This is a genomic window from Burkholderia sp. JP2-270 (assembly GCF_003233675.1).
In the GTDB taxonomy this organism is placed as follows: domain Bacteria; phylum Pseudomonadota; class Gammaproteobacteria; order Burkholderiales; family Burkholderiaceae; genus Burkholderia; species Burkholderia pyrrocinia_C.
Genome location: NZ_CP029826.1, coordinates 594,432 through 615,870 on the forward strand (window position 1 = coordinate 594,432; position 21,439 = coordinate 615,870).

The 21,439-nt window shown below is 66.7% G+C and carries 16 protein-coding genes and 1 riboswitch; of the genes, 12 read left to right on the plus strand and 4 right to left on the minus strand.

Annotation, left to right across the window (positions count from 1 at the left end; translation table 11 throughout):
- Positions 1 to 197: 197 nt before the first annotated feature.
- A riboswitch (glycine riboswitch) is annotated at positions 198 to 284 on the minus strand.
- A 194-nt stretch (positions 285 to 478) separates the two neighbouring features.
- Positions 479 to 1,402, minus strand: a complete 924-nt coding sequence (locus tag DM992_RS35370; RefSeq protein ID WP_111020891.1) for a LysR family transcriptional regulator — start codon at positions 1,400 to 1,402, stop codon at positions 479 to 481.
- A gap of 152 nt (positions 1,403 to 1,554) precedes the next feature.
- Here DM992_RS35370 and speB point away from each other — a divergent pair, with 152 nt between their 5' ends.
- The 4 genes from speB (at position 1,555) to betA (ending at position 7,540) form a co-directional block, all read left to right on the plus strand.
- Positions 1,555 to 2,532 carry an agmatinase gene (gene speB, locus DM992_RS35375; protein WP_111020892.1) on the plus strand — a complete coding sequence of 326 codons (978 nt, stop codon included), beginning with the start codon at positions 1,555 to 1,557 and terminating at the stop codon, positions 2,530 to 2,532.
- Positions 2,533 to 2,643: 111 nt separating this feature from the next.
- The gene (locus tag DM992_RS35380) at positions 2,644 to 4,152 is read left to right on the plus strand and encodes an aldehyde dehydrogenase family protein (protein ID WP_111020893.1); all 1,509 of its coding nucleotides are present in this window, start codon (positions 2,644 to 2,646) and stop codon (positions 4,150 to 4,152) included.
- A gap of 183 nt (positions 4,153 to 4,335) precedes the next feature.
- The gene (locus DM992_RS35385) at positions 4,336 to 5,814 is read left to right on the plus strand and encodes a cytosine permease (protein ID WP_111020894.1); all 1,479 of its coding nucleotides are present in this window, start codon (positions 4,336 to 4,338) and stop codon (positions 5,812 to 5,814) included.
- Positions 5,815 to 5,854: 40 nt separating this feature from the next.
- On the plus strand, positions 5,855 to 7,540 hold the full coding sequence (gene betA, locus DM992_RS35390) for a choline dehydrogenase (RefSeq protein WP_111020895.1): 1,686 nt from the start codon (positions 5,855 to 5,857) through the stop codon (positions 7,538 to 7,540).
- Positions 7,541 to 7,643: 103 nt separating this feature from the next.
- Here betA and DM992_RS35395 read toward each other — a convergent pair whose 3' ends face one another.
- On the minus strand, positions 7,644 to 8,342 hold the full coding sequence (locus tag DM992_RS35395) for a TetR/AcrR family transcriptional regulator (protein ID WP_111020896.1): 699 nt from the start codon (positions 8,340 to 8,342) through the stop codon (positions 7,644 to 7,646).
- Positions 8,343 to 8,698: 356 nt separating this feature from the next.
- Here DM992_RS35395 and DM992_RS35400 point away from each other — a divergent pair, with 356 nt between their 5' ends.
- The 8 genes from DM992_RS35400 to DM992_RS35435 all read left to right on the plus strand — a co-directional run bounded on the left by DM992_RS35400 (position 8,699) and on the right by DM992_RS35435 (position 19,245).
- Positions 8,699 to 9,979 carry a Zn-dependent hydrolase gene (locus tag DM992_RS35400; protein ID WP_111020897.1) on the plus strand — a complete coding sequence of 427 codons (1,281 nt, stop codon included), beginning with the start codon at positions 8,699 to 8,701 and terminating at the stop codon, positions 9,977 to 9,979.
- A gap of 127 nt (positions 9,980 to 10,106) precedes the next feature.
- A complete protein-coding gene (locus DM992_RS35405) occupies positions 10,107 to 11,444 on the plus strand; it encodes an NAD(P)-dependent oxidoreductase (RefSeq protein WP_111020898.1) in 1,338 nt (445 codons plus the stop codon).
- Between the two features lie 73 nt (positions 11,445 to 11,517).
- Positions 11,518 to 12,825, plus strand: a complete 1,308-nt coding sequence (preA, locus tag DM992_RS35410; protein WP_111020899.1) for an NAD-dependent dihydropyrimidine dehydrogenase subunit PreA — start codon at positions 11,518 to 11,520, stop codon at positions 12,823 to 12,825.
- A 100-nt stretch (positions 12,826 to 12,925) separates the two neighbouring features.
- Positions 12,926 to 14,434: an NCS1 family nucleobase:cation symporter-1 gene (locus DM992_RS35415; RefSeq protein ID WP_111020900.1), complete on the plus strand. Its 1,509-nt coding sequence runs from the start codon at positions 12,926 to 12,928 to the stop codon at positions 14,432 to 14,434.
- A gap of 52 nt (positions 14,435 to 14,486) precedes the next feature.
- Positions 14,487 to 15,944: a dihydropyrimidinase gene (hydA, locus tag DM992_RS35420; RefSeq protein ID WP_111020901.1), complete on the plus strand. Its 1,458-nt coding sequence runs from the start codon at positions 14,487 to 14,489 to the stop codon at positions 15,942 to 15,944.
- Positions 15,945 to 16,096: 152 nt separating this feature from the next.
- The gene (locus DM992_RS35425; RefSeq protein ID WP_111020902.1) at positions 16,097 to 17,371 is read left to right on the plus strand and encodes a NupC/NupG family nucleoside CNT transporter; all 1,275 of its coding nucleotides are present in this window, start codon (positions 16,097 to 16,099) and stop codon (positions 17,369 to 17,371) included.
- Between the two features lie 39 nt (positions 17,372 to 17,410).
- Complete coding sequence (gene deoA / locus DM992_RS35430) at positions 17,411 to 18,727, plus strand: thymidine phosphorylase (protein WP_111020903.1); 1,317 nt, start codon at positions 17,411 to 17,413, stop codon at positions 18,725 to 18,727.
- A 128-nt stretch (positions 18,728 to 18,855) separates the two neighbouring features.
- The gene (locus DM992_RS35435) at positions 18,856 to 19,245 is read left to right on the plus strand and encodes a cytidine deaminase (RefSeq protein WP_111020904.1); all 390 of its coding nucleotides are present in this window, start codon (positions 18,856 to 18,858) and stop codon (positions 19,243 to 19,245) included.
- 49 nt (positions 19,246 to 19,294) lie between these two features.
- On the opposite strand, the gene DM992_RS35440 is transcribed toward DM992_RS35435, so the two are convergent.
- Positions 19,295 to 20,410 carry an aromatic ring-hydroxylating dioxygenase subunit alpha gene (locus DM992_RS35440; RefSeq protein WP_111020905.1) on the minus strand — a complete coding sequence of 372 codons (1,116 nt, stop codon included), beginning with the start codon at positions 20,408 to 20,410 and terminating at the stop codon, positions 19,295 to 19,297.
- A gap of 221 nt (positions 20,411 to 20,631) precedes the next feature.
- Positions 20,632 to 21,375, minus strand: coding sequence for a peptide-methionine (S)-S-oxide reductase MsrA (gene msrA / locus DM992_RS35445; RefSeq protein ID WP_111020906.1), 744 nt, complete (start codon positions 21,373 to 21,375; stop codon positions 20,632 to 20,634).
- Positions 21,376 to 21,439 lie beyond the last annotated feature (64 nt).

The window sequence follows — 21,439 nt, forward strand, 5'->3', positions numbered from 1 at the left end:
AAACGGCAAACGCAAGCCGGAAGTGCAATGGCGGGGGGATGATCGATGTGTCGGCATCCGGACCTGACAGGGGCATTCCAGGCTGCGTGCCTGATGCCCCCTCTGTCCATTTGCCTGAGAGATTGCGCGACCCGACGGGACGCTTCTCCTTCGGCGAGGCTTGGTCGGCGACCAGAGGCCTACTCTCCAGAGCGCTAGTCGATGCGTCAGTCCTTTTGCCTGAGAGTTTCTGGGGCGATTCCCCTTCGGCGCCGCCGGGTGGCGGTCTCTCCTGACACATCCCTGTAGCTGGCGACAATCTAGTCGCACGCGTGCCGCGCTGTCAACACTCCATTCGAACCCGGCGCATGCGGCACACGGATGCCGATGCGCGGCGCGGGCATCACGACGACGATGAAATGCGTTGCGCGACAACGCTTTGCGGCGATCGCGGCGAGCCGATACTTCGGTGGAGTCCGAAATGAATATCCGATGCCGACTATCTGTCCGCTGACGGGGCGTGGCGCTTCACATGCGCCATCAGATCGTCGACGAATGCGCGCAGCACGGTCGGCTGCGCGGCGCCGCGCCGCGTAATCGACGAGAACGGCCAGGTCGACGTCAGCTGTTCCGATGCGATCTGGCGCATCTGGCCGGCGTCGACCCATTGCTTCGCGTAGTGCGTGGGCAGAAAGCCGAGATAGGCGCCCGTCAGGATCAGGATCGCTTGCGCTTCGACGTTGTCGACGGTCGCAGCGGCGCTGCCGCTTTCGAGCAGCTGCAGATCGCGCTGTTGCAGAAACGCGCGGGCGACCACCTGGCTTTGCCGGATGCGATCGATCAGCGCATCGCCGGTGGCGTCGCTCGAAAAGAGCGGGTGATAACGACTGCAGTAAAGCCCGTCGGGTTCCTCGTACAAATGCGTATAGGACAGGCCGGCGACGGTGAGCGGAAAGTGCCCGATCGCGATGTGCAACCGCCCGTCCAGCACGCGCTCCTCGAGTTCGGCCGGCGTGCCGATGTAGATGTCGAGCTGGACGTCGTGGCCGCGCGACACGAACTGGCGCAGCGCGCGCGGCAGCACGCTGTCGGTGTCGGTGACGGTGTTGTCGATGATGCCGAGATGGAGCTTGCCCGAGATGCGTTGCTTGAGCGCATGGGTGTCCATGCAGAACGCCTCGACCGCGAGCGACAGGCGCTGCGCGGATTCGTAGGTCGCGACGCCGTGTTCCGTCAGACGAAAGCCGCTGCGCCCGCGCTCGCACAACTTGACGCCCAGGCGCGTTTCGAGGCTCGTCATCTGCTCGCTGATGGTCGACTGGCTCACGTTCAGTGCCGCCTGCGCGGCGGAGAAGCCGCCGCATTTCACGATGGTCATGAAAATCCTGAGCAGCTTCAGGTCGACGTCCTGCAATTGTTTCATGTCTCGCTCCGTTCATTGCATCGGAAATGTCGATATGAACATCGGATGCTTTCTATTTTTCCGGTGAAAATTTTTGCCCATAGTGGCTGCAAAGGCAAGCGCACGGACCACCGTGCGGATGAAAACAGATCCATCGATTGGAGACGGAGACAATGCAGAGCAACAGCTATGAGCAAGGCAGGCTGAACCTGCCGTTCGTCGGTCACTGCACCTTCGCGAAAGCGCCGGTGTGCCTCGACTGGGAACACATCGACGCGGATGTCGCGATCCTCGGCGCACCGAACGACATGGGCACCCAGTGGCGTTCCGGCGCGCGTTTCGGCCCGCGCGGCATTCGCGAGGCGTCGACGCTGTTTTCGTTCGGGCACGCGGGCGCCTACGATCACGAGGACGACGCGCTGTACCTGACCGAGGATCAGGTTCGCATGGTGGACGTCGGCGATGCGGACATCGTGCATACCGACATGGTCTCGAGCAACGCCAACATCGAACTGGCCGTGCGCAAGATTCTCGCCGCCGGTGCGATGCCGGTGGTGCTCGGCGGAGATCACTCCGTGCATGCGCCGGTGATCAAGGCGTTCGAGGGCCGCGGGCCGATTCACATCGTGCATTTCGATGCGCACCTCGACTTCGTCGACGAGCGCCACGGCGTGCGATACGGCCACGGCAATCCGCTGCGCCGTGCGTCGGAGATGGATCATATCGCCGGCATGACGCAGCTCGGCATCCGCAACGTATCGTCGTCCAACCGCAGCGACTACGACGCGGCGCGTGCGGCGGGCTCCAACATCCTGTCGGTACGCGACGTCCGGCGCCTCGGCACCGAAGGCGTGCTCGAGCAGATTCCGCAGGGCTGCGCGTACTACATCACGATCGACATCGACGGATTCGATCCGTCGATCGCGCCGGGCACGGGCACCCCGAGTCACGGTGGCTTCCAGTACTACGAAGTGCTCGAGATCATCCAGGCGCTCGCGAAGCGCAGCCGCGGCAACATCATCGGCGTGGACCTGGTGGAAGTGGCGCCGGCTTACGACCCGACCGGCACGACGTCGATCCTCGCCGCGCAGTTGCTGTTGAACAGCATCGGCTTCATTTTCCACGCGCGCAGCCTCGCGAAGGGACGCTGAGCGTTCGTATCCGGAACCGGGGCCGACGTCCCGGAGCACGTCCGAAGTCATCACCGCACGGCCCGGCGAACCTCGTCGCGAGGGCCCGGCAGGCTATCAAGGAAGAGCAAAATGGATGCCGTAGTCGCGCAATATCTCGATCGCCATGGCGTTTCCCAGGCGACCCGCAGCTTTCTGGCCACGCCGATGAAGATGTTCATCGGCGGAGAATGGGTAGACGGCAGCGATGGCCAGTTCAGCAACGTGACCGAGCCCTCGACCGAAGGCGTCATCACGCAGATTCCGTTTGCGACCACGGCCGATCTCGACCGCGCCGTCGCGGCGGCGCGTCGTCAGTTCGACCACGGCGAATGGCGCCGTCTCAAGCCGCTGGAACGCGAACGCCTGCTGCACCGGCTGGCCGACCTGATCGAAACCCATGCCGACGAGCTGGCGGAGATCGAATCGATCGACATGGGGAAATCCGTCGCGCAGGCCCGTGCGATCGACATCCAGGGCACCGTCGACACGTTCCGCTATTTCGCCGGCTGGGCGTCCAAGCTGCATGGGCGCACGGTCGAGCCGTCGCTGCCCGGCAACTATCTGGCCTATACGCGCAAGGAGCCGATCGGCGTCGTGGGCGCGATCGTGCCGTGGAACTATCCGCTGCAGACGATGGCGTGGAAGCTGGCGGCTGCGCTGGCGGTCGGCTGCACGACCGTCGTCAAGCCGGCCGAACTCACGTCGCTGTCGACGCTGCGGTTTGCCGAACTGGTTCAGGAAGCGGGTATTCCGGACGGCGTGGTCAACATCGTGACCGGGCGCGGCAGCGTGATCGGCGCCGCGATGGCGAGCCACCCGGGCATCGACAAGCTGACTTTTACGGGCTCGACGCCGGTCGGCCGCACGGTCGGACAGAACGCGGTGCAGAGCATCAAGCGCGTGACGCTGGAGCTTGGCGGGAAATCGCCCGTGCTCGTGCTCGACGATGCCGATATCGGCGCCGCTGCGCAGGCCGTGGCCAACGGCGTGTTCTTCAACTCGGGGCAGGTTTGCGACGCGGGCACCCGCGCCTATATTCATCGCGACATCTACGACGATTTCCTCGCGGCGCTGGCCGACTACACGTCGACGCTGAAGATCGCGCCCGGCCTCGACCGCGACTGCTTCATCAGCCCGCTCGTGTCGGCCAGGCAGAAGGATACGGTGCTGTCGTATATCGAAGCCGGCATCCGGGAGGGCGCCGAGTGCTATTACGGCGGGCGTCCGCACGCGGGCCCCGGTCATTTCGTCGAACCGACGATCTTCGCGAATTGCCGTAACGACATGCGCATCGTCCGGGAGGAGATTTTCGGCCCGGTACTCGTGACCGCGCCGTTCGACACGCTCGACGAAGGCGTGGCGCTCGCGAACGATTCGGCGTTCGGCCTCGCTGCTGCGATCTATTCGAACGACCTGGGGCGCGTGCACAGCCTGATTCCGCAATTGCAGGCCGGCACGGTCTACGTGAACGCGCACAGCACCATCGATCCGGCGTTGCCGTTCGGCGGATTCAAGACGTCCGGATTCGGCAAGGACCTGGGACCGGAGCAGCTCGACTACCTGATGGAGACCAAGGCGGTCTGCATTACGCTACCCTGAGCCGTTGCGCGTGATGTGCCGCTGCGCCGGCATGCGTGGCAAGAACCCGCAGCCGGCCGCAGGCGGCATGATCCTGAAATGGAAACATCGGCCCGTTCGTCGGAACAGGTCTGATGAATTGATCCTGCTTTACCCTTTGCGATCATGGGGTACGACATGCAAGCAGAAACAAACGTATTGTAGGTGTCGCACGGCGACCCGAGCGCGATTGAAGCGCGTTCGATCGACTTCGTCCCGGAAAGCGAACGCACGGACAAGCTGTCCAGCCAGGGGCCGTTCTGGTTCGTCGGCAACTTCACGTTCTTCACGATGACCATCGGCTTCGTCGGGCCGAGCGTCGGACTCGATTCGTTCTGGACGACCGTTTCCGGCACGCTGGGCATCATGTTCGGCACGCTGTTCATGGCGTTCCACGGCTCGCAGGGCCCGCATCTCGGCCTGCCGCAGATGATCCAGTCGCGCGCGCAGTTCGGCTATCGCGGTGTGGTGCTCGTGCTGCTGGCGACGCTGTTCGTTTTCGCGGGCTTCAACATCGTCAACCTCGTGCTGATGATGCAGGGTCTCAAGACGCTGTTTCATTGGGACCCGATGCAGGTCGCGCTGGTCGTGACCGTGCCGGCGACGATCCTCGCCATCCTGGGCCACGACTGGATGCACCGGACGTTCAAATGGTCGCTCTATCTGTCACTGCCGCTTTACGGGCTCGTGACGCTGGCCGTGCTGACGGGATGGGTCCATGACGCGCCGGCGGCGGCAGGCGTGCCCGCCGCTCGACTGGGCTTCAACTGGACCGGCTTCATCGCCCAGTTCGCGGCGGCGGCCAGCTACAACATCGCGTACGCGCCGTACGTGTCGGACTATTCGCGCTATTTGCCGAAGAACACCCCGAGCGGCAGGCTGATTGCGGCGGTGTTCGTCGGCGCGTCGCTGTCCGGCGCGTGGATGATCGCAGTGGGCGGATGGCTCGGTGCGCACCTGCACGCGACCGACGTGCTCGTCGCGCTCCATACGGTCGGCGCCGGCGTCGCGCCGCAGTTGGGCGCCGTGGTCGTGGCCATCACCATCTTCGCGTTCCTCCCGGTGATCGCGATGAATATCTACAGCGCCAAGCTCACGGCCATCACCAGCGTGGATTCGTTCCGGAAGATCAAGCCGACCGCGAAGGTGCGGATCTTGGCGATCCTGTTCGTCGTGCTGCTGCAGTTCGGGGTGGCATTGCGCATCTACGAGTCGGGGTCCGGCCTGTCGGTGCTCAACATCTATCTGGTGGTGATGCTGTATTTCCTGGTGCCGTGGACGGCAGTCAACCTGACCGACTACTTCTTCGTGCGCAAGGGCCGTTACGCGGTGCCGCATTTCTTCCGCCCGCACGACAGCCTGTACGGGAACTGGGGCGGGCGCGGGCTGCTGTCGTACCTGATCGGATTCGTCGCGATGATCCCGTTCTTCTGCATCTTCGACGGCGATCGCGAGGTGTACGTCGGTCCGCTGGCGAAGGCGATGGGCAGTGTCGATCTGGCGTGGCTGGTGGGGTTGATCGTGTCGGCGCTCGCCTATTACATGCTCTGCCGCTCGCTCGACCTGCGGCCCGAGGAAGCGGAAATCGCGCATATCGAAGAGCTCATGCCGGAATACACGACCGGCGAGAAAAAGCGCGGCTGACGCGGCGCTCGCGGATCATTCATCGATCTGGATAATCAAGATGACTAAACACTACGATTACATCATTGTGGGCGCCGGGTCGGCGGGATGCGTGCTGGCGAACCGCCTGACCGAGGATTCGAACGTCAGCGTGCTGGTTCTGGAATACGGCGGGAGCGATCGCAGCGTCATCATCCAGATGCCGAGCGCGTTCTCGATGCCGATGAATACGAAGAAGTTCAACTGGCACTACGAGACCGCACCGGAGCCGCACCTGGACGGACGCCGCCTGCATTGCCCGCGCGGCAAGGTGCTGGGCGGATCGTCGTCGATCAACGGCCTCGTCTACATTCGCGGCCATGCGTGCGATTTCGACGAATGGGAATCGCTTGGCGCCCGCGACTGGGGATACCGCAATTGCCTGCCGTATTTCCGCAAGGCGGAGAGCTACAAGTTCGGCGGCGACGCATACCGCGGCGCGGACGGCCCGCTCAGCACCAACAACGGCAACAACATGCGGAATCCGTTGTACGGCGCGTGGGTGGAAGCGGGCGCCGATGCCGGCTACATCAAGACCGACGATTGCAACGGCTACATGCAGGAAGGGTTCGGCGCGATGCACATGACGGTCAAGAACGGCGTACGGTGGTCGACCGCCAACGCGTATCTGCGCCCGGCGATGCAACGTCCGAACCTGACGGTCGTCACGCACGCGATGACGCGTCAGATCCTGATGGAAGGCAAGCGCGCGGTCGGCGTGATCTATGAACAGGGCGGCGTCCGGCATACGGTTCGCTGTACGCGCGAGGTGCTGGTGTCGTCCGGGCCGATCGGCTCGCCGCATCTGCTGCAGCGCTCCGGCATCGGGCCGGCCGCCGCGTTGCGCAAGGCCGGGATCGAGGTCCTGCACGACCTGCCGGGCGTTGGCGAGAATCTGCAGGATCACTCGGAAATCTACATTCAGTACCAGTGCAAGGAACCGGTGTCGCTCAACGGCAAGATGGGATTGCTCGGCAAGGCGATGATCGGCCTGCGCTGGCTGCTGTTCAAGGACGGGCTGGGCGCCAGCAACCATTTCGAAGCGGGCGGTTTCATCCGGTCCGAAGCCGGCCTGCGCTGGCCGGACATCCAGTTCCACTTTCTGCCGGCAGCCATGCGTTACGACGGCGACAAGCCGTACAAGGGGCACGGCTTCATGGTGCTCACCGGGCCGAACAAGCCGAAGAGCCGTGGGCATGTGCGGGTCCGATCCGCCGATCCGTACGAGCATCCCGAGATCCGGTTCAACTATCTCGACCGGGAGGAAGACCGCGAGGGCTTCCGCCGTTGCGTGCGCCTGACCCGCGAGATCGTCGGGCAGCCGGCGATGGACCGCTTCCGAGGCGTGGAACTGGCGCCCGGCCCGGACGTGAAGACCGACGACGAAATCGATGCGTTCGTGCGCGCCAACATGGAAAGCACGATGCATCCGTGCGGTTCGTGCCGGATGGGCGAGGACGACATGGCGGTGGTGGATTCCGAATTGCGTGTACGCGGCGTTCAGGGCCTGCGCGTGATCGATTCGTCGGTGTTCCCGACCGAGCCGAACGGGAACCTGAATGCGCCGACCATCATGCTGGCCGAACGCGCCGCCGATCTCGTGCGCGGCCGCAAGACGCTCGAGCCGTCCGATGCAGCGGTCGGCTTCGTCGAGCGATGGGAGGCGCAGCAGCGCACCGGGATGCCCAAGCGCAAGGTTGCCGTGTAAGTGTGATGCAGCGTCGCGCGTCGGTCGGGCCGGCCGCGCGCGACCGGCGTGGTCGGTACGGTCGTGCCGGGCACCGGCCGCGCGCACGGGACATGCGACCCGGTCACGGCGCGTGCTTCGCGTTCGGCGACACCGCGCCGCACGCGCGTATCACGAGCTGCACGACCTGCTCGGTCTTCTCGTCGAACGCCTTTCGCGTGAACGCACGCTTGCCGCTCAGCGCGCGGATCTGCGCATCGAAATCCGCATAGTGCTGCGTGGTCGCCCAGATCAGGTACATCAGTGCATGTGCGTCGATCGGCGCGAGCAGCCCGCGCGCGATCCAGCCGTCGATCACCTTCACGCGCGTGTCGAACCACGGCTTCACGCGTTGCGACAGGATGTCCTGCATGTGCTCCGCGCCATGGATGATCTCGTTGGCCCAGACCTTCGAGCCGAGCGGGCGCCGCCGCGACAGATCCATCTTCGCGCGCACGTAGCCGCCGATCGCTTCCACCGGATCGTCGCTTGCTTCGAACGAGCCGGCCGCGCGATGCCAGTCCTCGAACAGGTCGTCGAGTACGCGGCGGTACAGTGCGAGCTTCGTCGGGAAGTAGTAATGCAGGTTCGCTTTCGGCAGGCCGGCGCGTTCCGCGATCATCGCGGTGCTCGCGCCGTCGAGCCCGCGCTCCGCGAATACGGCCTCCGCACAAGCGAGCAGATGCGCTTCGTTGGACTCGCGGATGTGCGCCTTGCGTCGCCGCAAAGGCACGGACGTTTCGTCGCTGTCGGTCGCTTCGGCTGCCGCCTCGTCATGTCTCATCGTTACCCTCGCGCGGCGGGCATGCCGCGTTGGGCTTCATTCTAGCCGCTGATTCGCGTCGAACGCACGCGCGCGGACACGATGCATCCGCGGCGATGCTGCGTTGCGATGGCACGTTTCTCGCTCTATCGAACCACGAAAGAAAGACATTGCTTTGGTCATTTTGATCGTCTAAAACCTGTCCAATCGGACAGGATTCGGCGAGCGGCGCAACGCGGTTCCGACGATTCGCCGGACGAACTTCACGCACGACCGGGGCATGCACCGCGCATGGGCGGGTTTGCCCCGAGACAGGCATTGCATGCACCGGCACAGACCGGGCTGACGACATCACCGACCCCACAGGAGCGATGCGAATGAACGCGGTATCGGAAGCAGTGAAGCAGCCGGTCTTCGACCCGTCGATCAAGGTCGACGGCAAGCGGTTATGGGACAGCCTGATGGAAGTCGCGAAGATCGGCGCGACGCCGAAAGGCGGTGTGTGCCGCCTCGCGCTGACCGATCTCGACAAGGCCGGGCGCGACCTGATCGTCGGCTGGGCGAAGGCGGCCGGCTGCACGGTGACGGTCGATACGATGGGCAACGTGTTCATGCGCCGCGCGGGCCGCGTGGCCGACGCGGCGCCGGTCGTCACGGGCTCGCACGCGGATTCGCAGCCGACGGGCGGCCGGTTCGACGGCATCTACGGCGTGCTCGGCGGCCTCGAGGTGATTCGCAGTCTCAACGATCACGGGATCGAAACCGAGCATCCGGTCGAGGTCGTGATCTGGACCAACGAGGAGGGCTCGCGCTTCGCGCCCGCGATGGTTGCGTCCGGTGTGTTCGCGGGCGTGTTCCCGCTCGAGTACGGGCTGTCGCGCAAGGACGTCGACGGCAAGACGATCGGCGAGGAGCTGGCGCGCATCGGCTACGCGGGCGACGTGCCGTGCGGCGGACGCAAGCTGCACGCGGCGTTCGAACTGCACATCGAGCAGGGGCCGATTCTCGAAGCGGAGTGCAAGACGATCGGTGTCGTGACCGATGCGCAGGGGCAGCGCTGGTACGAGATCACGTTCACCGGCCAGGAAGCGCATGCGGGGCCGACGCCGATGCCGCGCCGCCGCGATGCGCTGCTCGGTGCGTCGCGCGTGGTCGATCTCGTCAACCGGATCGGCCTCGATCACGCGCCGTCCGGCTGCGCGACGGTCGGCATGATGCAGGTCCATCCGAACTCGCGCAACGTGATTCCCGGCCGCGTGTTCTTCACCGTCGATTTCCGTCATCCGGACGACGCCGTGCTCGCGAAGATGGACGCCGCGCTGCGCGACGGCGTCGCGCGCATTGCGGCCGACATCGGGCTCGAAACGGAACTCGAGCAGATTTTCTACTACAAGCCCGTCGCGTTCGATCCGGCGTGCGTGGAGGCCGTGCGGGGCGCGGCCGATCGCTTCGGCTACTCGCACCGCGACATCGTGTCGGGCGCGGGGCACGACGCATGTTATCTGGCGCAGGTCGCACCGACGTCGATGGTGTTCGTGCCGTGCGTCGACGGCATCAGTCACAACGAGATCGAGGACGCGACGCCTGCGTGGATCGAGGCCGGCGCGAACGTGCTACTGCACGCGATGTTGTCGCGCGCATGCGAGCCGGCTTCATGACGAATCGACCGTAGCAGCCGGCAGGCTGAGCGTCGCCTGACCGCAGCATTCCTAAGCGTGACCGCCCCCGACTGTGCATCCGCAGCCGGCGGGGCGGCTTTGTCTCCACCCAGTCGAAGGAACGCGTATGACCACCAAGCCAACCGGCGACATCGCCGCGCATCGCCTGTCGTCCACGCAACTCTCGTGCGAATTCGCCGATATCGCGCCGCTGCTCGATCCGACTGCCGCGGCGGCCGCCGCGAGCCGCTGCCACTACTGCTACGACGCGCCGTGCGTGCACGCGTGCCCGACGCAGATCGACATCCCGAGCTTCATCCGCAAGATCGGCAACGGCAACCTGAAGGGTGCGGCGACCGACATCCTGTCCGCGAATCCGCTCGGCGGGATGTGTGCGCGCGTGTGCCCGACCGAAATCCTGTGCGAAGGCGCATGCGTGCGCAACCATCAGGATGCGCAGCCGGTCGCGATCGGCGCGCTGCAGCGGCACGCGACCGACTGGGCGATGGCAACCGGTGCGGTGCGTTTCACGCGCGCACCCGATACGGGCCGCCATGTCGCGGTGGTCGGCGCGGGGCCGGCCGGGCTCGCGTGCGCGCACCGGCTCGCGCTTGCCGGGCATCGCGTGACGCTGTTCGACGCGCGCCCGAAGGCCGGCGGTCTCAACGAATACGGGATCGCTGCGTACAAGACGGTCGACGATTTCGCGCAGCGTGAAGTCGAATGGCTGCTGTCGGTCGGCGGCATCACGCTGAAAACGGGTGTCGCGCTCGGACGCGACACGACGCTCGACACGCTGCGCGAGCAGCACGACGCGGTGTTTCTCGCGATGGGCCTCGGCGGCGTGCGCGCGCTCGCGATCGACGGCGAGCAACTGGCCGGCGTGATGAACGCGGTCGACTTCATCGAGCAGGTGCGGCAGGCCGATGCGCTGGAGAACGTGCCGGTCGGGCGGCGCGTGGTCGTGATCGGCGGCGGCAATACGGCCATCGATGCGGCCGTGCAGAGCCGCAAGCTCGGCGCCGAGCGCGTGACGATGGTTTACCGGCGTGGCGTGGATGCGATGAGCGCGACGTGGGCCGAACGCGAGTTCGCGCAGCAGAGCGGCGTCACGCTCGTCACGCACGCGAAGCCGGTGCGCATGGCGGGCGCGAACGGGCAGGTGACGGGCGTGGAGTTCGACGCGGCGTCGGGCGAGCGCTTCACCGTCGACGCGGACATGGTGCTGAAGGCGATCGGCCAGACGCTTGTGCCGGACGGTGTCGCGGCCGCGTTGCTGACGGCGGACGGCACGCGCATCGCGGTGGACGCGGACGGGCGCACGGCACTGCCCGACGTGTGGGCCGGCGGCGATTGCGCGGCGACGGACGGCATCGACCTCACGGTGCAGGCCGTGCAGGACGGCAAGCGCGCGGCCGCGTCGATCGACGCGGCGCTCGCGCAGCGCGACGCGAAGGCCGCATAAGCGCCCGCGCACGCGTCCACCGCGCACGCATCCACGCATCCACGATAGCGACCCCACTCTCACGGAGCCGAACATGGCCGACCTTCGCTGCACCATCGCGGGCATCACTTCGCCGAATCCCTTCTGGCTCGCGTCCGCACCGCCGACCGACAAGGCCTACAACGTCAACCGCGCGTTCGAGGCGGGCTGGGGCGGCGTCGTCTGGAAGACGCTCGGGCTCGATCCTCACGTCGTCAACGTCAGTTCGCGCTACGGCGCCGTGCAGTGGAACGGCCAGCGCATCGCGGGGCTGAACAACATCGAGCTGATCACCGACCGTCCGCTCGACGTGAACCTGAGAGAGATCGCGCAGGTCAAGCGCGACTGGCCGGACCGCGCGCTGATCGTGTCGCTGATGGTGCCGTGCAACGAGCGCGACTGGAAATGGATCCTGCCGCTCGTCGAGGATACGGGCGCCGATGCGGTCGAGCTGAACTTCGGCTGCCCGCACGGGATGAGCGAGCGCGGGATGGGCGCGGCCGTCGGGCAGGTGCCCGAATACGTCGAGATGGTCACGCGCTGGGTCAAGGAGGGCACGAAGCTGCCGTGCCTGGTGAAGCTCACGCCGAACATCAGCGACATCCGGATGGGGTCGCGCGCCGCGTACAAGGGCGGTGCGGACGGCGTGTCGCTGATCAACACGATCAACTCGATCGTCGCGGTCGATCTCGACCACATGGCGCCGATGCCGACCGTCGACGGCAAGGGCACGCACGGCGGCTATTGCGGCCCGGCGGTCAAGCCGATCGCGCTGAACATGGTCGCCGAGATCGCGCGCGATCCGGAAACGCCGAACCTGCCGATCTCGGGCATCGGCGGCATCTCGACGTGGCGCGACGCGGCCGAGTTCATGGTGCTCGGCGCCGGCAGCGTGCAGGTGTGCACCGCGGCGATGCATTACGGCTTCCGGATCGTGTCGGATCTCGCCGACGGGCTGTCGAACTGGATGGACGAAAAGGGCTACGCGACGCTCGACGACGTGCGCGGCCGCGCGGTGCCGAACGTGACCGACTGGAAATACCTGAACCTGAAATACGACATCAAGGCGCGCATCGACCAGGACCGCTGCATCCAGTGCGGGCTGTGCCATATCGCGTGCGAGGACACGTCGCATCAGGCGATCACGCGCGAGAAGGACGGCGTTCGGCACTTCGAAGTGATCGATTCGGAGTGCGTCGGGTGCAATCTTTGCATGCATGTGTGTCCGGTCGAGCAATGCATCACGATGGAGCGCGTCGACTCGGGCGAGTACGCGAACTGGACCACGCATCCGAACAATCCGGCGCGCACGGATGCGGGGGCGAGCCCGGCGGCGCCCGAGAAGCACGCGAAGGCGGCTTGACCTGCGTCCGGCGGTGCGGGAGATCCGGCGCCGCCGTTTTTCGTTTCCGTGGGCCGGCATCGCGCGATGCCGGCGCTGACGTTTACGTGGAGTGCCTTCGATGAAACCAGCAGCGACCCCCGCCGATCCCGCCAGCGCCGCGGCGCCGGGCGGCAGCCTGTACAACGACGACCTCGCGCCGACGACGCCGGCGCAGCGTACGTGGAAGTGGTATCACTTCGCGGCGCTGTGGGTCGGGATGGTGATGAACATCGCGTCGTACATGCTCGCGGCCGGGTTGATCCAGGAAGGTATGTCGCCGTGGCAGGCGGTGATGACCGTGCTGCTCGGCAACCTGATCGTGCTCGTGCCGATGCTGCTGATCGGCCATGCGGGCGCGAAGCACGGGATTCCGTACGCGGTGCTCGTGCGCGCGTCGTTCGGCACGCAGGGCGCGAAGCTGCCGGCGCTGCTGCGCGCGATCGTCGCGTGCGGCTGGTACGGCATCCAGACCTGGCTCGGCGGCAGCGCGATCTACACGCTGCTGAACATCCTGACCGGTAACGCGCTGCATGGCGCGGCGCTGCCGGTCGTCGGCATCTCGTTCGGGCAGCTCGCGTGCTTCCTCGTGTTCTGGGCGCTGCAGCTGTACTTCATCCTGCACGGCACCGATTCGATCCGCTGGCTCGAAAGCTGGTCAGCGCCGATCAAGGTCGTGATGTGCGTGGCGCTGGTGTGGTGGGCGACGTCGAAGGCGGGCGGCTTCGGTTCGATGCTGTCGGCGCCGTCGCAGTTCGCGGCGGGCGGCAAGAAGGCCGGGCTGTTCTGGGCGACCTTCTGGCCGGGCCTGACCGCGATGGTCGGCTTCTGGGCGACGCTCGCGCTGAACATTCCCGATTTCACGCGCTTCGCGCATTCGCAGCGCGACCAGATGATCGGGCAGTCGATCGGGTTGCCGCTGCCGATGGCGCTGCTGTCGGTGGTGTCGGTCGTCGTGACGTCGGCGACCGTCGTGATCTACGGCAACGCGATCTGGGACCCGATCGACCTGACGAGCCGGATGACGGGCATCGGCGTGGGCATCGCGCTCGTGATCCTCACGCTCGACACGATGTGCTGCAACCTCGCCGCGAATCTCGTCGGCCCCGCGTACGACTTCTCGAGCCTGTGGCCGAAGGCCATCTCGTACCGCGCGGGCGGGATGATCACCGCGACGATCGCGATCGTGATGATGCCGTGGAAGATCCTCGCGACGACGGACGGTTATATCTTCACCTGGCTCGTCGGCTATTCGGCGCTGCTCGGGCCTGTCGCGGGCATCCTGATGGTCGACTACTTCCTGATTCGCGGCACGCAGCTCGACACGCGCGCGCTGTTCGACGAGCGCGGCGGCTTCAGCTACGCGCACGGCTGGAACCCGGCCGCGCTGGCCGCGCTCGCGGTCGGCGTGCTGCCGAACCTGCCCGGTTTCCTGCACACGGCATTTCCGGCGTCGTTTCCGAACGTGCCGGCGTTCTTCAACACGCTTTACACGTACGCGTGGTTCGTCGGCCTCGTGCTGGCGTCGGGCGTGTACGACACCTGGATGAAGTGGCGCGCCGGACAGCGCGCGCAGATCGCGAGCGCATGACGGACGAAACCTGCCGCACACGGCACCCGACAGTCAACGAGGAGGCAACCAAATGGCAATCCTGATTCGCGGCGGCACCGTGGTCGATGCGGACCGCTCCTATCGCGCGGACGTGCTCTGCGCGGACCCGCAGGACGGCGGCACGATCCTGCAGATCGCCGAGAAGATCGACGCGCCGGCCGGCGCGAGCGTCGTCGACGCGCACGACCAGTACGTGATGCCGGGCGGCATCGATCCGCACACGCACATGGAACTGCCGTTCATGGGCACGACCGCGAGCGACGATTTCTACTCGGGCACGGCCGCCGGGCTGTCGGGCGGCACGACGAGCATCATCGACTTCGTGATCCCGAGCCCGAAGCAGCCGCTGATGGACGCGTTCCGCGAATGGCGCGGCTGGGCCGAGAAGGCGGCGGCCGACTACGGCTTCCACGTGGCGGTGACGTGGTGGGACGAGAGCGTGCACCGCGACATGGGCACGCTCGTGCGCGAGCACGGCGTGTCGAGCTTCAAGCACTTCATGGCGTACAAGAACGCGATCATGGCCGACGACGAGATCCTCGTGAACAGCTTCTCGCGTTCGCTCGAACTCGGCGCGCTGCCGACCGTGCACGCGGAGAACGGCGAGCTAGTGTTCCGGCTGCAGCAGGCGCTGCTCGCGCGCGGGATGACGGGGCCGGAGGCGCATCCGCTGTCGCGCCCGCCGGAGGTCGAAGGCGAGGCCGCTAACCGCGCGATCCGCATCGCGCAGGTGCTCGGCGTGCCCGTGTATATCGTGCACGTATCGTCGAAGGATGCGGTCGACGCGATCACGCGCGCGCGCAGCGAAGGGCTGCGCGTGTTCGGCGAAGTGCTGCCGGGCCACCTGGTGATCGACGAGGCCGTTTATCGCGACCCGGACTGGACGCGTGCGGCTGCGCACGTGATGAGCCCGCCGTTCCGCTCGGCCGAGCATCGCGAGGCGCTGTGGCGCGGGCTGCAGTCGGGGCAGCTGCATACGACGGCGACCGATCACTGCGTGTTCTGCGCATCGCAGAAGGCGATGGGCCGTGACGATTTCACGAGGATTCCGAACGGCTGCGGCGGCGTCGAGGATCGCATGTCGGTGCTGTGGCATCACGGCGTGAATCACGGCCGCATCACGCCGAACGAGTTCGTGCGGATCACGTCGACGAATGCCGCGCAGATCTTCAACCTGTATCCGCGCAAGGGTGCCGTACAGGTGGGCGCCGACGCCGACCTCGTCGTGTGGGACCCGGCCGCGACGAAGACGATCTCGGTGAAGACCCACCACCAGCAGGTCGATTTCAACGTGTTCGAGGGGATGACGGTGCAGGGCGTCGCGACGCACACGCTCACGCGCGGCGCGCTCGCCTGGGCCGACGGCGAGCTGCGCGCGGTGCGTGGCGCGGGCCGCTATCTGAAGCGGCCGCCGGCAGCCGGCTACTACGAGGCTGCGCGGATCGCGAACCGGCTGCGCGAACCGCATCCGGTCGAGCGCGCGGGCTGAACGGCGCGTGTCGCGCGGGGCGTGTCCGTTCGCACGGCACGCCCCGCACGCATTTGAGGGCGCCGACCGGGTAATATCCACCGACAATATTGCACGAGCGTTCCCGGCCGCGTGCTGGACAAATCAATAACATCGAGAGAAAGGAGCACAAGGTGGATATTCTGCGCAGTCTCCTGGGTATGTCGTTCCTGCTGCTGGTTGCCTATCTGCTGTCGAACAACCGGCGCGCGGTGAGCGGCCGGACCATGATCGCCGCGCTGTCCACGCAGCTCGCGATCGGCGCGCTGGTGCTGTTCGTGCCGTCCGGCCGCGCGGCATTGGCAGCGGCCGCGAACGGCGTCAATCGCGTGCTCGACATGGGCAATCACGGCATCGCGTTCGTGTTCGGCGGGCTGGTCGACAGCCGGATGTTCCAGTTGTTCGGCGACGGCGGGTTCGTATTCGGCCTGCGCGTGCTGCCGATGATCATCTTCGTCACCGCGCTGATCGCGGTGCTGTACTACCTCGGTGTGATGAAGTGGCTCGTCGCGATCCTCGGCGCCGGGCTGGCGAAAGTGCTCGGCGTGAGCCGTATCGAGGCGTGCTCGGCCGTCGCGACGATCTTTCTCGGGCAAAGCGAGATGCCCGCGCTCGTGAAGCCGTTCGTGCGGAACATGACGAGCGCCGAGATCTTCACGGTGATGGCGAGCGGCATGGCGTCGGTCGCGGGCTCGGTGCTGGTCGGCTACGCCGGCCTCGGCGTGAAGATGGAGTATCTGCTCGCCGCGTCGTTCATGGCGGTGCCGGGCGGGCTGCTGTTCGGCAAGCTGCTGTTTCCGACCGTCGAGCCGAGCCGTGTCGTGGTCGACGGCCTCGATTTCGACGACAAGCGGGCCGCCAACGTGATCGAGGCGGCGGCGTCCGGCGCGTCGGTCGGCCTGCGAATCGCGATCAACGTCGGCGCGATGCTGATCGCGTTCGTGGGGCTCATCGCGCTGATGAACCTCATCGTCGGCGGCGTGGCCGCGTTCGCGGGCTTTCCGCAGGTCACGCTGCTGGGCATTCTCGGCCACCTGTTCGCGCCGCTTGCGTGGATCATCGGCGTGCCGTGGCACGACGCGGCGCTGGCCGGCAACTTCATCGGCGAGAAACTGATCTTCAACGAGTTCGTCGCGTACGGCGACTTGTCGCCGTACCTGAAGGGCAGCGAGCACGTCGCGGCGGCCGGCTTGAAAGTGCTCGACCCGAAGACGCTCGCGATCGTGTCGTTCGCGCTGTGCGGCTTCGCGAACTTCTCGTCGATCGCCATTCTCGCGGGCGGCTTCAGCGCGGTCGCGCCGGAGCGTCGGTCGGAAGTCGCGCGGCACGGCTTGCGTGCGCTGACGGCCGCGACACTGTCGAACCTGATGAGCGCCGCGATTGCCGGCCTGTTCTTCTCCCTGCATTGAACCGTGCTGCGGCCACTGACCGATCGAGGAGATGCAACGATGTTTCTACCGCAGGAATTCATCCGCAAGAAGCGCGACCGGCAGCCGCTCGATCGCGGCGAGATTGCCGCGTTCGTGCGCGGCGTGACCGACGGCAGCGTGACCGAGGGCCAGGTGGCGGCATTCGCGATGGCCGTGTATTTCAACGACCTGAGCGTCGACGAGCGGGTTGCGCTGACGCTTGCGCAGCGCGACTCGGGCGATGTGCTCGACTGGCGCGCGCTCGATCTCGGCGGACCTGTGATCGACAAGCACTCGACCGGTGGCGTCGGCGATGTCGTGTCGCTGATGCTCGGGCCGATGGTGGCCGCGTGCGGCGGATACGTGCCGATGATCTCGGGGCGCGGGCTCGGCCACACCGGCGGAACGCTCGACAAGCTCAGCGCAATTCCCGGCTACGACGTGACGCCCGATACGGACGCGTTTCGCCGCACGGTGCGCGACGTCGGCGTCGCGATCATCGGGCAGACCGAGCGGCTGGCACCGGCCGACAAGCGCATCTATGCGATTCGCGACGTGACGGCGACCGTCGAGTCGGTCGCGATGATCACCGCGTCGATCCTGTCGAAGAAGCTCGCGGCAGGGCTCGACGGGCTCGTGATGGACGTCAAGGTGGGCTCCGGTGCGTTCATGCCGACCATCGAGCAATCGGCGGAACTGGCCCGCAGCATCGTCGACGTCGGCAACGGCGCCGGCATGAAGACGACCGCGATCCTCACCGACATGAACCAGTCGCTCGCACCGTGTGCGGGCAATGCGCTCGAAGTGGCGTGCGCGATCGACTACCTGACGGGCAAGTCGCGTCCGGCCCGGCTGCATGAAGTGACGATGGCACTCGCGGCACAGTTGCTCGTCACCGGCGGGCTGGCACGCGATGCCGCCCAGGCGCGCGCGATGCTGCAACAGGCGCTCGACTCGGGCGCGGCGGCGGAACGCTTCGCGAGAATGGTCGCCGCGCTCGGCGGCCCCGCGGACCTGATCGATGCGCCCGGGCGTCATCTTGCGCGGGCGGCGGTGATCGTGCCGGTTCCGGCGCGTGCGAGCGGCGTCGTGCAGCGGGTCGATTGCCGCGCGCTCGGGCTGGCGGTCGTTGCGCTGGGCGGTGGCCGCACGCGCGCGGCGGATGCGATCGACACCCGCGTCGGCCTGTCCGCGCTCGCGGAGATCGGGCAGTGCGTCGAGGCCGGCCAACCGCTCGGTTGCGTGCATGCCAGCGACGCCGCCGCGGCGGCGCGCGCTGTGGACGCGGTCCAGCGCAGCTACGTGCTGGGCGAGACGGGAGATGCGCCGCCGACCATTTACCAGCGGATCGGTTGACCGATCGTTTATACCCACACGGCGGGCGCGTGCGGGCATCGGCGGCCGCTTCACATCACTGGAGTATCGTGCGCGCCGGGATGCGGCTGCGTTGATGCTCCCGGCACACCACTGGAGGCACCATCGAGATGGAACGAGACGAATTGCTCGAACAGGCAAAGGCGGCGCGCGAACGCGCGTATGCGCCGTATTCGCGCTTCAAGGTCGGCGCGGCGCTGCAGGCGCGCGACGGGACGATCTTTCACGGCTGCAACGTCGAGAACGCGTCCTACGGACTGTGCAATTGCGCGGAGCGCACGGCGATGTTTTCGGCCATCGCCGCCGGCTATCGTCCGGGGGATTTCGCGCGGCTCGCGGTCGTCGGCGACACGGACGGCCCGATCGCGCCGTGCGGCGCGTGCCGTCAGGTGATCATCGAGATCGGCACACCGGACATCGAAGTGATCTTGGGCAACCTGAAAGGCGATATCGAGGTCACGACGGCACACGCGTTGCTGCCGGGCGCGTTCCGGTTGTAGCGGAGCGCGTCGCGGCGAACCTGCGCCGTCGTGCGGTGCGCCGCACGTATCACGCGCCGTCGCGCGCTTCTCGGATCGGAATCACGGTGCGCGCGCCGCACTGGCGCAGCAGGTCGCGCAGTTCGTTGATGACCGGAAACACCTCGTGGTTCCAGTCGGCACCCTGGCGATCATGAGCTTCCTGCTCGCGCTCGACGATCCAGCGGTCCTCGCGGAAGATGCGCTCGGTGAACCAGACGAGCAGCGGCCACGCGAGATCGAGCGCGAACGGGATGCCGGGCTTGTGGATCGACAGCAGTCCGAACGTGCGGTTCGTGCGTTGCTCGGCGTCGAGCGGCACGTAGACGATCCACAGGTCCATCACGAGCGTGCCTTCGCTCGAACGGATCCGCAGCGTCTGGTACGGGTAGCCGGTGCGCACCGTCATCACGCTCTTGTCGGACTGGTCGGCCGGCTTCTTGCTCGCGCCGAACACGAGTGCTTCGCCGACCGGCTGCTTGCCTTCCATCCGCGCGAACGTGTAGTCGACCTCGACCCAGTCGTCGCCGCGGCGCCGGCCCACCGAGCGAGCACGCATCTGCCCCATCTGCTTGCGATGCAGGAACTGATGGTTCATGTCCATCAGGTTCTCGTGCATGAACGAGTAGTGGCACTTGACCTCGCGGCCGAAGCGGCGGGTCTTGTACGCGGGGTTGTCCGCCGATTCGAGCGCCGGGAACGGCCGCGTGTCGGCGAGCGTCGCGTCGCCGGGGAAGACGAAGATCAGCCCGTGCGCCTCGCGGCACGGATACGCGCGCACGCCGTTCGGCAAGCGCTCGCGGCCGAGGTAGGGCACGTCGACGCAGCGGCCGCTGTCGCACGCGTAGGTCCAGCCGTGATAGCAGCAGCGCAGCGTTTCGCCGCTCACGACGCCCGCATGCAGCGGCACCTGGCGGTGCGCGCAACGATCTTCGAGCGCGTACACGGCGCCGGATTCGGTGCGCACGAGCACGATCGGATCGCCGGCGAAGCGCACGCCGAGCGTCTTGCCGCGCTTGAGCTCGCGTGACCACGCGAGCGGATACCAGTGATCGGGGTGAATGGGCACACGGCGCAGATCGCGCTCGAGCGCGCCGGAAGACGATTCTTCGAGGGTGCTGCTGTCAGGCAAAGGCACTGCGAGCATGCGTGACGTCTCCTGGCTGGGCAGAAAGTCCGGGCGCCGCAAGAAACGGCGGGAATCTGAAGAAGTCTACGCGAAGTTGCCCGACGTGGCGGACGCGATGCGGGTTTGCCCCGGCATGACGGCCGGGGTTTCGTTGATGCGGCGCAAACCGGGCCGCAGACGGTGCGCCGGCCCCGGCCGTGCGGCAGGCGGCAACCCGACCGCGCGGGGCCGGCTGCCGGTCACGAGCCGGCAGCGCGCCACAGCACCGCGTCCGTGCGGTACAGCGCCGGGAAGCGCTGCTTCAGCCCGGCGACCTTCGGCAGGTCGTTGAACGCGATATACGGCGCGTCGGGATGCAGTTCGAGGTAGTTCTGGTGATAGGCCTCGGCTGGATAAAACCCCTTGTATGCCTCGACGCGTGTGACGACGGGTGCCGGAAACACGTGCGCGCTGCCGAGCTGCGCGATATACGCGGTCGCGACCGCGCGTTGCTGCGCGTTGGTCGGGAAGATCGCGGACCGGTACTGCGGCCCTTCGTCGGGGCCCTGCCGGTTGAGTTCGGTCGGGTCGTGCGCGACCGAGAAGAACACCTGCAGCAGCCGGCCGTACGTGATCTGCGTCGGGTCGTAGACGATGCGGACCGATTCCGCATGCCCGGTCAACCCCGAGCCGACGAGCGCGTAGTGCGCGGTTTCGGATGCACCGCCTGCATAGCCGGCCGTGACCTGCTTCACGCCCTTCACGTGCTCGAACACGCCCTGCACGCCCCAGAAGCAGCCGCCGGCGAGCACGGCCGTCTCGTCGTGCGACGCGCCGGGCGTTTCGTCGAGCGTCGGCGCGGGCACGGTGCGCATCGGCTCGGCGGAATTGACGATGCGCTGGAAGCCGAACACGGCGGCGGCAGCGATGGCGATGGCGCCGATGCGGCGCAGCATCGCTGCGCGCCGTCGCGGCACGGAATCGCGGGTGGGTGTCGGGTTCATCGTTTGCTCCTTCGAAATGCGTTGTGGAAGACGGTGCTCGGGTGGCGGCGTTACCCGTGTGCGG

What these genes read in the sequence shown, in the direction of transcription:
- DM992_RS35440 (WP_111020905.1), bottom strand. Translation starts at nt 20,410, where the DNA reads ATGCTCGCAGTGCCTTTGCCTGACAGCAGCACCCTCGAAGAATCGTCT.
- hydA (WP_111020901.1), top strand. Translation starts at nt 14,487, where the DNA reads ATGGCAATCCTGATTCGCGGCGGCACCGTGGTCGATGCGGACCGCTCC.
- deoA (WP_111020903.1), top strand. Translation starts at nt 17,411, where the DNA reads ATGTTTCTACCGCAGGAATTCATCCGCAAGAAGCGCGACCGGCAGCCG.
- betA (WP_111020895.1), top strand. Translation starts at nt 5,855, where the DNA reads ATGACTAAACACTACGATTACATCATTGTGGGCGCCGGGTCGGCGGGA.
- DM992_RS35435 (WP_111020904.1), top strand. Translation starts at nt 18,856, where the DNA reads ATGGAACGAGACGAATTGCTCGAACAGGCAAAGGCGGCGCGCGAACGC.
- DM992_RS35405 (WP_111020898.1), top strand. Translation starts at nt 10,107, where the DNA reads ATGACCACCAAGCCAACCGGCGACATCGCCGCGCATCGCCTGTCGTCC.
- DM992_RS35370 (WP_111020891.1), bottom strand. Translation starts at nt 1,402, where the DNA reads ATGAAACAATTGCAGGACGTCGACCTGAAGCTGCTCAGGATTTTCATG.
- msrA (WP_111020906.1), bottom strand. Translation starts at nt 21,375, where the DNA reads ATGAACCCGACACCCACCCGCGATTCCGTGCCGCGACGGCGCGCAGCG.
- DM992_RS35395 (WP_111020896.1), bottom strand. Translation starts at nt 8,342, where the DNA reads ATGAGACATGACGAGGCGGCAGCCGAAGCGACCGACAGCGACGAAACG.
- speB (WP_111020892.1), top strand. Translation starts at nt 1,555, where the DNA reads ATGCAGAGCAACAGCTATGAGCAAGGCAGGCTGAACCTGCCGTTCGTC.
- DM992_RS35400 (WP_111020897.1), top strand. Translation starts at nt 8,699, where the DNA reads ATGAACGCGGTATCGGAAGCAGTGAAGCAGCCGGTCTTCGACCCGTCG.
- DM992_RS35415 (WP_111020900.1), top strand. Translation starts at nt 12,926, where the DNA reads ATGAAACCAGCAGCGACCCCCGCCGATCCCGCCAGCGCCGCGGCGCCG.
- DM992_RS35380 (WP_111020893.1), top strand. Translation starts at nt 2,644, where the DNA reads ATGGATGCCGTAGTCGCGCAATATCTCGATCGCCATGGCGTTTCCCAG.
- preA (WP_111020899.1), top strand. Translation starts at nt 11,518, where the DNA reads ATGGCCGACCTTCGCTGCACCATCGCGGGCATCACTTCGCCGAATCCC.